The sequence below is a fragment of the Mycobacterium sp. genome (genome assembly GCF_035274705.1).
Classification (GTDB): Bacteria; Actinomycetota; Actinomycetes; order Mycobacteriales; family Mycobacteriaceae; genus Mycobacterium.
Map to the genome: position 1 here is coordinate 51,431 of NZ_DATENY010000002.1, position 12,196 is coordinate 63,626.

At 58.0% G+C, this 12,196-nt stretch carries 10 protein-coding genes; 3 read left to right on the forward strand and 7 right to left on the reverse strand.

Features of this window, described 5'->3' with window-relative positions; all coding sequences use genetic code 11:
• Nucleotides 1-13: 13 nt before the first annotated feature.
• The 3 genes from VJV41_RS00445 to VJV41_RS00455 form a co-directional block, all read right to left on the reverse strand.
• Nucleotides 14-2,215 (reverse strand): type IV secretory system conjugative DNA transfer family protein, encoded by a 2,202-nt coding sequence (locus tag VJV41_RS00445; protein ID WP_325329962.1) that lies wholly within the window; start codon nt 2,213-2,215, stop codon nt 14-16.
• The gene (locus VJV41_RS00450) at nt 2,208-2,447 is read right to left on the reverse strand and encodes a hypothetical protein (protein WP_325329964.1); all 240 of its coding nucleotides are present in this window, start codon (nt 2,445-2,447) and stop codon (nt 2,208-2,210) included. The genes VJV41_RS00445 and VJV41_RS00450 overlap by 8 nt, the downstream gene beginning before the upstream one ends.
• Before the next feature lie 167 nt (nt 2,448-2,614).
• Nucleotides 2,615-2,797 carry a hypothetical protein gene (locus VJV41_RS00455; RefSeq protein ID WP_325329966.1) on the reverse strand — a complete coding sequence of 61 codons (183 nt, stop codon included), beginning with the start codon at nt 2,795-2,797 and terminating at the stop codon, nt 2,615-2,617.
• Between the two features lie 412 nt (nt 2,798-3,209).
• On the opposite strand from VJV41_RS00455, the gene VJV41_RS28910 reads away from it, so the two are divergent.
• Nucleotides 3,210-3,575, forward strand: coding sequence for a site-specific integrase (locus VJV41_RS28910; RefSeq protein ID WP_414684842.1), 366 nt, complete (start codon nt 3,210-3,212; stop codon nt 3,573-3,575).
• Nucleotides 3,576-4,402: 827 nt separating this feature from the next.
• Here VJV41_RS28910 and VJV41_RS00460 read toward each other — a convergent pair.
• The 4 genes from VJV41_RS00460 to VJV41_RS00475 form a co-directional block, all read right to left on the reverse strand.
• Nucleotides 4,403-5,155 (reverse strand): SDR family NAD(P)-dependent oxidoreductase, encoded by a 753-nt coding sequence (locus tag VJV41_RS00460; protein WP_325329968.1) that lies wholly within the window; start codon nt 5,153-5,155, stop codon nt 4,403-4,405.
• Nucleotides 5,156-5,215: 60 nt separating this feature from the next.
• Nucleotides 5,216-5,935, reverse strand: coding sequence for a methyltransferase domain-containing protein (locus VJV41_RS00465; RefSeq protein WP_325329970.1), 720 nt, complete (start codon nt 5,933-5,935; stop codon nt 5,216-5,218).
• The gene (locus tag VJV41_RS00470) at nt 5,928-8,675 is read right to left on the reverse strand and encodes a hypothetical protein (RefSeq protein ID WP_325329972.1); all 2,748 of its coding nucleotides are present in this window, start codon (nt 8,673-8,675) and stop codon (nt 5,928-5,930) included. Before VJV41_RS00470 ends, VJV41_RS00465 begins: the two co-directional genes overlap by 8 nt.
• Before the next feature lie 757 nt (nt 8,676-9,432).
• On the reverse strand, nt 9,433-9,633 hold the full coding sequence (locus VJV41_RS00475) for a hypothetical protein (protein ID WP_325329974.1): 201 nt from the start codon (nt 9,631-9,633) through the stop codon (nt 9,433-9,435).
• A 480-nt stretch (nt 9,634-10,113) separates the two neighbouring features.
• Here VJV41_RS00475 and VJV41_RS00480 point away from each other — a divergent pair, with 480 nt between their 5' ends.
• Entirely contained in the window at nt 10,114-11,532 is a 1,419-nt protein-coding gene (locus VJV41_RS00480) for a hypothetical protein (protein WP_325329976.1), read from the forward strand.
• On the forward strand, nt 11,529-12,196 hold a 668-nt coding region (locus tag VJV41_RS00485; protein ID WP_325329978.1), incomplete at its 3' end, for a VWA domain-containing protein. The genes VJV41_RS00480 and VJV41_RS00485, both read left to right, overlap by 4 nt.

Consider the following 12,196-nt stretch of genomic DNA (forward strand, 5'->3'; position numbering starts at 1 on the left):
GGGTCGACATGTTTCATGGCTGCCTCCGTCGCCTTTTGGCTGCGGCCATACCGTCTGGTGTGTCGGTGTCATTAGCACCGGTGAGGAGTTCGGCAAAGCCGGCTTCAATCTCATCGAGCGGTTGGCCGTAGCGCTCGCGACTGAGGCGGTGGATTTCATCGGGGTCGCTGGTGACCGGCGGTGGTGGGTTGGTGATCCCCGAGGCCCATGGCTGTACTGCGTTGTCTCTTACCAAGCTGGCGTAGATGTGATGTGCCGGAAGGGTCGTGAAGTCCTCGACGCTCAGCACCGACTGAGCCGCCACCATTTCTTTGGCGTCGCCAGGACGGAGGGAGAAGCAGATTCGCGACCGAGCGTTGTTGCGAAAGGCGTCGAGCATGGCTGGCGGCAGCTGCTTCTCGTATTGATGCGCCAGATGGAAGCCGGCACCCAAGCTTCGCGCAGTCGCAAGGGCATCGCCGAGATCGGTTGGTAGCCTGAGGTAATCCTGTACCTCGTCGATGTAGACCATGACTGGGTCGCGGGTGTTTTCTGGGGTTCCGGCACGCTCTCTGAGTGCGGCCCAGAGTTCAGCGACAATGAGCGCGCCGAGCACTTGTGCGCTTTCCGGTCCGATAACACCTTTCTGCAACGGTACGAGTAAGACCTTCTTTTCGGTAAGCACCTGGCGGATATTGAACTTCGGTGAACGCTGTGCGAGCACCGCGCGCAGTTGCTTAGTGAGCAGTGGCCGCAGCTTGTTACTGAGCGGCGCAACGATGTTGGCGGTGGCCTCGGGGGAGAGGCTGTCGAACCACTGCCAGAACGGCCCCGCGGCGAACGGATCATCGCGCATGGCGCGCTGGGTCAGGGAACGGCGGAAGCCGGGATTTGTCAGGATCAGCGGTAACATGGCAATCGAGGCGTCATCGCGGCGTGCAAGCACGTCAAGAGCGTTACGCAGAATATCTGAGGATCTTGGGCCAAGGCTGTCACCATAGATGGCTTTGAAGGTGCCAAACAAACTGTCCGCGACCACCTCTGGCTGTCGGCCGTGGCGGTACTGGCTGTCCAACGGATTTATGCCGACCGGCGCCTCATCGAACGGATCGAGGACAACCACTTCCTGCCTGCGGTGCTCCGGGATGCGTTGCAGCACATCGCGGATCAAGTCCTTTGGCTCGATCACGACCAGCGGTCGATTTGCCTCTAGGTCTTGGACGATCAGGTTCAGCAGCAGCGTCGACTTGCCGACGCCGTTTGGCCCGATGACCCATGTATGGCGGAGAGCGTCAGCGACGTTGTAGCCGATGAGACTGTCTGCGCCAGGTGCGTTCGCAGCGGCGATGACGCGGTCGCCGGTCGCCACTGCCTGGCTTGGGTGTACGGGCTTGGGGTGCTTCGGTGGCTGGCCGGGAAAGGGCTCCTCGCGGTCGGAGACGGGCCAGCCGGTCAAGCGGGTGACCTCCGTGACCGTAAACGGTTGCGACGGTGTGAAGAACGACCAGGTGGAGCGCGGCGCGTTGATGTTCTTTGCCTTCTCCGTGCGCAGTTTCAGCCGTACGCCTGGTGCATCTATGGTCGCGATCGCGGCTGCGAGTCCAAGCAGCAGGGTCCGACGCCGTTCGGCCGTGGTGGCATGAACACCGATCCGCAGCGTGGCTGCGAAGCCATGTTCGCCCAGCTTGCGGGTAAGGGCCTGGCGAGCATCAGGTCGGCGCTCCGGCAGGACACCCTGGAGCACTCTCGAAGCAGCCGTTTGGCCCTCGCGGTGTGGGACTGGCGGTGCTAACCGAGGCTGTCGCCGCGGACCGAGGACGAGCTGTATCACCAACCGCTCACCGCGCTGGACTGCCGTGAGTGCGTGAAGGATTGAGCGCTCAGAAGCCACCGGATCAACTGGTTCCAGGGGGCGCGTGGTCGTGCTGAGTTGGAGGCGGCGGGCGATGCTGATATCGGCGCGGTCCTCCGGTTCAAAGCCGGTGACGACCGAGCCGTCGACCAGTTGCTCGACCGAACGGCGGACGTAGGACGCATGGCGCAGCTGACTACCGATTAGGTACTCGACGCCGCTGCCGTCTGCCCGAGCTTCCAGAATCAACTGTGGGGCGTGGAGACGGGCCGCCCAGTCACGCAGTAAGCCAAAGGCAGCGGCTTCACGGAATGGGTGCGGCCAGAACGGCTGTTGCCAGACAAGGTCATCCGCAGTTAGTGGAGGTTTGCTCTGGTCAGTCATGGCCGACCTCCGTTTTGGTATCCGACGCGTCGGATTGTGCGGCGTCTTCGTTTTGCGCTGCCCGCGCCTCGGCTTCCGCTTCTGCCTCGCGCAGCGCCATAGCGATGACCGCCCGGCTCAGCTTGCGAAGGTCGGGCGGCTCCCGGCGAACACCATGGACGACGATGTGGCGCTCGGCTTTTGGTCTGCCGCGTTGACCGCGGCGGTAGTTTGGTCTTCCGGTTTTGGACATAGCTATCCCCCTCTGGCAATTGAGTTAGTTTGATGAAAAACGTTGCCTTTGAATCAATTCAAAGGTTCTGCACTCACTATGCGTTGAATGGATTCAAAGCTCAATGACTTTGGTGCATAACACAACACCGATCGGAACAAAGCGCCTCGGGACGAAATTGCCTGCCATCACCAGCGATTCCGCCATGTACGAATTACAACGATTCCGGCGCCTATCACCAAGGCGATGAGAGTCAAGGTCCCGACGACAACGATCAGCGCCGGCAGAATCGACTCGATGAGTCGAATGGCGCAATACAGTGCGACCGCCCCGGCGAGGAGGCCGAAACACCAGCCGATCAGACGGTTCATCCACGTTCCAGGACCTTCGGCGCTCACGATGGACCACTTCGCAATTCGTGTAGAAGCACACAGTCAAACCCAGCTGTGACGCAACCGATGAAGAAGCGCCGCTGATCCGCCTCGTGCTCGATCAACCACCCCAAGCGTGCAGCAGCATCGGCGATGTCGCCGCGAATCAGCGCGCACGTCTTGTCGACGAATTTCATATCTGGTGCATCGCGAGTACTCCACGGTGGCACCCGGCGATGGGGCTGGCTAGGGGTTCTGTTCGCGGCCATTGCTCTCCTCTCTAAGGATCCGATCAGGTGACGTGGTCGCACTGCGAACGTCGTGAAGTCGACTCTATTTGCGCAGGTAAATGAGATGAAAGCATGAGCGTGATAGCACTTAGCTGCTCTCGCTAAGTGCTATCCTGGGGGCGATGTCGAGCACGTTTTATCCAGAGAGTCTGCTGCCAGTTATTCGCGAGGAGCCACAACCGCCCTATCAACGGTTCACTGAACTACGCGAGCTGATTCTGCTGGACTACGGCTACAACACTGCGAGGGCTTACTGGGGCGACCTTGATGATGTCTATCGGTGGTCGATCGAACGTGGCAAGGACGTTCTGGCCCTACGCGAGAGCGATGTGCGCCAGTATGTTTCGCTCCTACGCCGACGGAAGTACAGCGAAAATACGATCCGTCGCCGAGTAACGGCCCTTAGGAAGCTATACGCGTTGATCACTGCGGATAACACAAAGAACCCGACATATAACGTGGTGGTCCCTCGCCCTCGAAAAAAGTAATGCGCGCAACGCAGCCGAGCGAAAGAGCGATGTTTACTCTTCTTAACTGCGTCGGTAGCCGCACGGGACGAAATGTCGTGTGAGTCCAGTCATGTTTGTCTAATAAGACAGAGGCGTCCCAGAGGTACGCATGCTCAATGGAATTCGTTTATCGTGAGCCGAGGTTACGCGACGCTTTGATCGTTTAAGAGGTTAATCAATGTGCGTTCAGCGTACGACTGCTCAGAATCGTTCAGAAATTGTCGGTGAAAATTAGTCATTGTGAATGGCTCTTCCGCTGCCAGCATCATGCCATGTCGCTGCCGAGCGCCCATCATCACATAAGTGACCACTAACTGGAGGTCCGATACAAGCGTTTCATGTGGTATCCCGATATCCATGTGATGGCACGTTCCCCGATTAACGGTGCGAAATTGGGTTCGAGCGAGCCGGATACGGTGACCCGATGGAGTGATTGAATCTCCGTGCGTTCCGCCATATTTGACGTCATGAGTGAATAGAAGCGGTGCATTGTTAGATTCTTCAGTATAAATGACGTCCCTATATTCACCGGTTAAACTCAGCGACATTAGCTCCCAATCGTGGCTGTGGATCCGCGGATGCCCTGGAACGGACCTCCGCGTTATCTCCGCAGGCCAAATATGTATACGATGAGAACCCGAATAAGTTGTATCGTCGGGTTGGTACGTGACATCGCCTAGTCGAAACACGATGAAGCCATTGGGATGCCATCGCGCCAGAGACAGATTCTCGAGCGCCTGCTCAACACCCTGCTGCCAGCGCGCTCGTAAAAAGCACTCGGCCCACGCGGACCAGGATTGATGCATTTAGATTTCCAACCGTTGTCCGCCATCAAGAGGGAGCACTGTGCCAGTCATGAATGAATTGTTGAGTAGATATTCTAATGCGTCAGCGACCTCTGACGGTTCTCCTAACCTGCCGGCAGGTGTAGTGGATATGGCCCAATCAACAACGCCCTGACCAGCTGATCGTGTCATTTCGGTGTCCATGTTGCCCGGAGCAATTGCATTGACAGTTATACCGGCGCTTCCGAGTTCTCGGGCCATTGCGACAGTGATCGTGCCGAGCGCTGATTTAGCCGAAGTGTAAGCGAGGACTGCTGCTGAGCCCTTCTCAGCGTATGTGCTCAGAATATTTACAATGCGGCCGTACCCCTGCTTCTTCATGAACGGCGCAACGGTCTTAATCAAAAGTGTCGGCGCAATCACATGTTCCGCGAATGTGGCTGCAGCATTCTCAAATGTTGTGGCATCCCATTCAGCGGGCCGGATAATTCTCCCTCCATTATTAACGAGAATGGAAACTCCTTGCGTGGATTGAAGCTCCGCGCAAAGGCTAGCTACGTTACTCGCGTCGCTCAGGTCGCAGGCGATTGCACGATGGTCACCCGTGCCGGGCAGTTGAGAAACAAACTTCTCGGCCGTTTCAGACTGCTCTCGGTATACAACAATCACCGAAGCGCCGGCGGATGCCAGCCGCTCGCTCATCGCCGCCCCGAGTCCGCGGCTTCCGCCAGTGACTACGGCAACCTTACCCGTCAAGTAACCTTCAGTTTGCATTTGAAATCCCTCCATATATCTGCTTTATTTATCGACACTACTATGCTCGAGACTAGTTTATCAATATTTGCCTTTTCTGCCGATGGTGATAATTGTTCCGCCAAGATTGGGGGTAATGCGAGCGATGTAAGGTACGTTGTACCGCTTCCCTTGGATATGAAGATCGATAAAGTTGCTCCGCGTCTCTACCGGAATAAGGTTTGCGTCGAGAAGTGTTCGTGCCAGCAGATCCGGTGTAAAGGGCCGGATATGTAACCGAATATATGGGTGCAGTGGATCGATATGCCGAGGCGATCGGCCGAAGAGGAAGCGAATTCGATCCTGCAGGGTGGCAATATTGGGCGTCGTCACTAACAGCAAGCCGTCTGGAGCGAGGACCCTGTGGCAATCGTGCAGGAAAATCCGTGGATCAAACAGGTGCTCTATTAACTCTCCGCAATAGATAGCGTTGATCGATTCATCTGCGAAAGGCAGCCCGGCTGCGCTGTCGGCACAGACTCGGTCGGTAAAGCCGTGAGACCGTTGCAAGGCCGACCTCGTTGCGTCTACTGCAATCCTTGTCGCTCGCGGGTAGCTATCCATGTTGACTGGGCTGGTGTTGCCAGGGCCGACGTCCAACAGAACTAGTCGTTCGGACGTCGGGGGAAGGTACTTCTCCAGCAACTCCCGCGCCACACGTATTCGACGGTCGTGGTACTTCGTGCTCACGTACTCGAATGCGTCGGGCTGAGAGTAATGTTCGGCGTTAGCCCGTAGCGCTTGTCTACTCGCGTCAGTCATCGAGAACCTCCAGTTCGGCCAGGACGACCTCCAGCTCTTCCAACTCGGGCCATGTATTCGTCCGTGGGTCCGCGCGGAACTGGCGTAAGACCCAGTTCAGCCGATCACGGTTCTCTACGATCGCGCCGACGCAGGACACGCGTGATTGCGGGCGATGTTGGTAGAGATCAAGCACGGTGTAAAGGTCTAGACGCCAACTGCCAAAGTCAGTTTCGATCGACAGTTGGTAAATGAGACGCGACACTGTCGACGTGACCGATTCCAGGCCGCGGTCTAAGTAGGGTTGGACGGGATCGAAGGGCTGGTCGCCGAAGAAAGACAAGTGGAAACCAATATTAAGGTCGTTCGCGTCGGTCGACCGACCTAGCTGGCGTTCGCGACGTAGCGACTCAATGTACTGATCGAGCCCCCTCGTCTCGCCGCCGAAGCTGAGGCCGATCGCGATCGCTCTTGCGATCCACGGATCTCTTTCGGCGGCTAGGCGGTCAAGCATCGATTCACGGATGGGAGCTAGCGGCAGCGATGCTAGGTAGTAGCAGATCTGCTGCGTTGTAGAACGGAGGCGGACGGAATCCATGTCGCGAGCCGACTCGCGATCGTAGGTCGCCAGTGCTTGCTGCATATTCGTTGCGAGGCGGCTAGCCGTGCCAGCGGAGCGCGACGCATTCTTGAAGTCGTCCTTAATAAAGTCCGATACCTGAGGAGATAAGTATTGGCGAAAGACCGACGCCGCTGCTTCCGGTCCTGAGAGAACCGCGTTCATGATGTATCGCGCGACGAGGAATTCTTGATATGTCTTGTGCTGGAATTCAAAGCTGTCGAACAGCGTAGTCCCACCACCGTCGGGATCGGCGCTGACAAGTATTGAATAGAGTTCGATATCCCGTACGGCGGCGCGGACCTCGTCGGCGTCCGCACCGAACATAATCTCGGCGATGACCTGCCGGATATCACTTTCTGTGAAGGAAGGTGCTGTTTCGGTCCCCGGCGTTCCCTCGTCATAAAATCGCCACGCGAGTGTCGTGAGGTATTGAAGCTTTTCGTCAGGTTCTAGAATGCTGCCTCGACGTGCCGATTCATTTCGCAGCGTAGTCTGAATCCATTGACGGTGAAGCGAAAGGGAATTCAAGTCAACTGGCAGATTATTTTCGCCGGGCGGTATTAGGTCCAGAGCCATATTCAATCGGAGTGGGATCGACAGTAGTGATTGTACGCTGGGGGACTCGAGGCGTCGCTTCAGGTCCTTTACCACCTCGAGGTCGTCTGTCTGGAATACGTGTTGGTGATAAGCGTCTATGTACGCCTCAATTGTGTCTGTATCCCAGGCACGAATTTCAATGACTTGGCGTCCCTCAATTAATGTACTGCCGGTCAAAAATTGTTCGTAGAACTGTGTCCTACACGCGATCACCGATGCAGTGGCAATAAGTTGGTCCTCGACGGCTTCTCTGACGCGGTTCAGGGTCCCAGAAGCGAGCAACTCGTCCAAGGAATCGAGCAACAAGATGTCGCGGTCCGCGGCGATAGCCCCAGCGCTCGAAAGGCCCATTGACCTCAGGTCGATCAGGCCTGGGACAGCTCGACCATCCTTCATCGACTGTTCCGCCAGCGATAGGAAGATGAGGCGACATATCAGCGATTTTCCAGCCCCAGGCGGCGCAATAATCATGTATTGCTGATCGCTTGTCCGCAGCTTGTGAGTCAAGTGCGTCAGGATATCCTCGATGGAGTGACGACGGTTCGCGCCCGAACGTATGGTCGCTCGCGCCGGCATTCTCAATGCTGAATCCGTAGACATATCCCGGAGAGTCAAGATCGAAGAGCCTGTAATCTTACGCATCAACAAGCGCTCACACTCGGCCGAGAGATCGCTTCGAATCGCCGACCACCGCGCATTTGAGCTGTCCTCAGCTGGCGCAGAAAGGGTCGTCGATTCCGCGGGTGGCTCGTACTCGGGTCGTGAATACCGTTCCTTGAGAGTCCGGCTAACGGAGTCATGGATCCTGCTTACGTCCGAGGAATCGAGCGTGTTCGGAACGGACAGGCGTGTGAGCGCGATCTTGGCATCCGACAACGTTCGGGCAGCTCGCTGTTCGCCTTCTACTTCCGCCGTGAGCCCCACGCGAATCCACCAAAGAATTTCGCTTGGTGTGGACGTGAGGTTAACGGCATTTAGCGTTTTTAACAGCTGTGCCGGATCATGATTAGTCGCGGAAAATACGTGTTTGAAATAGAGCTCTAATACAGCAATTCGCGCTGCCCGTAGCTCCGATAATTCCTCCATCCATACGCTGTCCTGCACAGGTTCGATATGGCCGATGGTGGATATCGGTTCCGTTAATAGTTTTATGGTGGGTTCAAGCTCTCGAATTGCTTCAAGGATGTCCTCTTGTTCCACCAAACTGATCGCAGTCGAAAGGCGTCTGGACAGATCGTGGATATCGATAAAGTTCGGATCGATAGTGAGCTCGTAGGCTCCTGCATTCTTCGCTGTCAAATCCCAACCAGGGACACCGGAATCATCTAACAACTTGACGATACTGGCCTTATGAGTCCGCACCATATCTGGACGCCCTGTATATGGGTCGTCGCTCCACCATCCTGCCTCGACCAAACTGTCGCCATCGACGACCGCGTTCGGTTTTGCGAGCAGTCCACTCAGAATCCTTGCCGCAATAGTGTTCGACGGATGTAGACTGCCCAATCTCAGCCCATTGATCATCGATATGTGGTAGTCCATCGCCGTACACCTCCCTGCCCGTCGACTAGAACAGTAGTGACGTTGCTGTGTGTTGGTGTTAAGGGCTGTTAGACGGCAAATAGGCGTGAGCGCTTGACAGCGCGATCCAGCATCACGCGTTGGCGCGCCATCGACAGCCGCAGCGCCGGGCGTGGACCGTTCTGTCGGCACTCGCGTGCCCGTCCTTCGACAGACAGGACCCTACATCTGTGGTGAAAGCCTTGCCCCATGAACCGATTGATGAGAGCGGCATGGCGATGAACGCGGATGACAAGTCGGTCGTCTCTAACATCCATGTAGACAAGAAGACCGTTGGCCGCGCGGCGATAGTGCCTGGACCAACTGCACAAGCGCACAGCCACGTAGCTGCCGTAATTGAGCTCGACTGCCAAACTTCGGACACCCGCGCGCGAAGTGATCTGAATGAAATCGCTTGGTGGACCTTTGACTTGACCGATTCAAGCGGCCGGGTCGTCGGGGGCGGGACGTGCCTTGCGCGAAGTGACCACGGGGCGACGGCATTGGCGTTGACGATGGCAGGCACGGCAAGAGTCGGAAACCTTCGTCCCGCGAACCGGCGGGGAAACACCCCGTCTGCGGCTCGTGCCAGGGGCGGCGATGCCCTATGACTCGCCTCGATATTGATGACGCGGCTCTCGTCGGCGAGCCGTCGGCGGCGTACGCGATGCTGGTTTCTAAGGCGAAATCCGTCCTGATTGAAGCGACTCGCCGCCGGGCCAGCGTCCTGCCCGGTCTGTCAGAACACCTGCAGGACAACGTTCTCGTTGTCGTGGGCGGAACGACGCGTTCCGCGCTCGGGTGGTTTCAGTGCGCGAGTTGGCACCACGACGGGCGGCCCGTTGACGAGATCTTCGTCAACGCTGACTTCAGGCAAGTTCGCCAGGATCATGACGTCGCCGAAGAAGTACTCGACACGCTCCTCCACGAGGCGTGTCACGCCTGGAACGCTGCCAACCGGATCAAAGACTGTTCCAATCGCGGTCGGTACCACAACCGGCGATTCGCGGAAGTCGCACTGCAACTCGGCCTCTTGGTCGATCGGGACGCTCGGTTCGGTCACACGACTGTTGGGCTTCAGCCAACTTGCCGGGACGAGTTCGCGGATCTCCTCTTCGACCTGCGCGATGCACTAACCATCGTTCGTCGTCCTCGTCATATCAGCCGGGTGCCCAGCGAAACGACGGAAAGTGCAGGAACGCCAGAACCTTCTGTGTCCGAGCAAGGCGACCGGCCGAGCTACGTCTTTGCTTCCTGCCGGTGTCGGACAGCTCGTGGCGGCGAGGTGACATTCCGCATGGCGCACGGCTCATGGAGAGACGACATCGCGATTACATGTTCAGCCTGTGGCTCGGCATTCCGCCCGCGAGTCTCAACCAATAGTGGTTAATCGAGGAGGTAGCAACACAGCGCGACTCAATTGGAGGCTCTGTCGGGCGGCCACCCGACAGAGCCTTGTCATCCGAATATCCCCCGCTCAGTTCCTATTCGAACAAGGAGACACAAAATGACAAATGAGAAGATACCCCCTTCACGCGTGTCCATGTCGATAAGCGGTGGCCGTCTGTACCCGGGCGGCTATTCCGACGAAGACATCGAGGCGTTCGCGGTCGAGGACGGACAGGCAGCTGTCCACAACCCATCCAGGTTCGGCGAGAACACCCACCCGCACGCTATCGACATAGTCAACGCGGGACATGACTCAAATGCAGGCTTGATTGCCTATGCGTACCGGGACGCCGTTCAGACAACTTCGTCTGAACTGGAATTCGATGTGCCCAAGGCGAAATCGGCCGAACAGAACGCCTACGCCGCGCTGGAGATGTGGCGCCGCAGTCAAATCGGGCTTATGAGGCTACGACACGAGCTCGAATCACGCGGGCTGCCGGTACCCTCGGCGCGCTCGATGTGGTGGCTGATCGGCGGCATCGTACTTCTGTTTGGCGGGGAGACGGCGCTGATCAGCGTGGGTTATCAGGTGTTCGGCTTGTCCGACAAGCCATTCATTCCACTCGTGAGTGCGACGGACGAGCTGCACCTCGCCGCGTACGCCAGTGTGACGGCATTGTTGATCGCGGCACACGTAGCTGGCCATAAGCTGCGGCTGATTTCCCACGACGTCGAACAGCGGCGGCTCGCGGTGACTGACGACGCTAAGGCCAAGTTGCCGAAGCCCTCCACGTTCGGCGGAGCACTTATCGGGGTCTGCATCATTGGTGCCGGTGTGATTCTCGGCGGCCTGTCCGCGATACGAGCGGACTACCTTCGCGAGCAAGGGGTTAACGCCCAGAGTCTTCCCTTTGTGGCGATCCAAGTCGGCATCTTTGCAGCTGCGGTCTTCCTCAGCTATACCCACGCCCACCCGTACGGCAAGCAGTGGGCCGCGCAATTCCGCGAAGCGACCAATGCCGAGAAGACTTGGAAGAGTGCTGAAACCATTCTGAACGACATCGTCGGCGCGGTGAACACCAACATCGACCTTTGTGAGACCCTGCTGGCACAAGCCGGTCACCACGTCGGAATCAGCGCGTCCGACGCGCGCCGCCAGGCGTCAATGTATGTCCGGCGGACGATCCTCTCCCAGCCGGAACCGACACTGGGACGACTGTTCCCATCCGAGTTGCCGCAGCCCACAACGCGTTCCGGCCTGGAGCTGGGCCAGTACCTGGTCGGCATCACGTCGGTACCGGTCTTCGAGAAGTTCAGCACTGATGGGCTCGCCAAGCGATGTGAGGAGATCCGGGCGGAGTTGCGCGAGCTCGACGAAACGCTGCGTGCAATGCGGTTCAGCGACGAAGTCGCTAAGGAATTGGCGGAACTGGACGCGGAGTCCCGATGACCGCGTCTGATCGGTGCCGTCAGCTGGTCGGTGGGTCGGCCCTGTTTCTCGCCTCGCCTGGCGGAGCGGTAACTAAGGTTGACCCACCGACGTGGCAGCCACCGAAAAAGTGTGCTGCGCGACCGATCTCGTTGCCGTCGTTGGCCGGCGCATTGCCTAATGAAGTCCGACAGCTGGCTGCGCGGGTCAAGGCCGTCTATGTCGCTGACGACAGCGGAAGCATGTACGGGAGTTTCGGAGATCCGACAGGTGTTCGCTACGCGGCGGCACAGAGCCTGGTCGAACTCCAGCGACGGTCCGGTGGCGGACAGGCGAGTGTTGTCCATTGGGGCAGCGATGCCCCAGAGGAAATGGCCACGCCACTTGTCGATGTTCGGCGCGGCCGCCGGCAACTCGACGATGCGTTGCAGATCCCGCCCACGCTCGGAGGCAACGATCTGCCGGCGGCACTGCGACGGGCAATGGAGGTGCTCTCCATCCTGGGGCGGAGCGACATCCCACTGGTATTTGTCCTCAGTGACGGCATTGAGTTTGTCACATCAGAGGTCCACGCGGCTGTCGCAGCACTGCCGAAGAACGCCGTGCACATGGTGTTGGTCGACCGCTCTAACGGTTGCAGTCCCGATATGGAAAAGGACTGGGCAAAGGTGGCTTTCGGTAGTTT

Bases quoted from the DNA above. Each gene is read 5' to 3' on its own strand.
- VJV41_RS00445 (WP_325329962.1), bottom strand. From the start codon at position 2,215: ATGACTGACCAGAGCAAACCTCCACTAACTGCGGATGACCTTGTCTGG.
- VJV41_RS00450 (WP_325329964.1), bottom strand. From the start codon at position 2,447: ATGTCCAAAACCGGAAGACCAAACTACCGCCGCGGTCAACGCGGCAGA.
- VJV41_RS00455 (WP_325329966.1), bottom strand. From the start codon at position 2,797: ATGAACCGTCTGATCGGCTGGTGTTTCGGCCTCCTCGCCGGGGCGGTC.
- VJV41_RS28910 (WP_414684842.1), top strand. From the start codon at position 3,210: ATGTCGAGCACGTTTTATCCAGAGAGTCTGCTGCCAGTTATTCGCGAG.
- VJV41_RS00460 (WP_325329968.1), bottom strand. From the start codon at position 5,155: ATGCAAACTGAAGGTTACTTGACGGGTAAGGTTGCCGTAGTCACTGGC.
- VJV41_RS00465 (WP_325329970.1), bottom strand. From the start codon at position 5,935: ATGACTGACGCGAGTAGACAAGCGCTACGGGCTAACGCCGAACATTAC.
- VJV41_RS00470 (WP_325329972.1), bottom strand. From the start codon at position 8,675: ATGGACTACCACATATCGATGATCAATGGGCTGAGATTGGGCAGTCTA.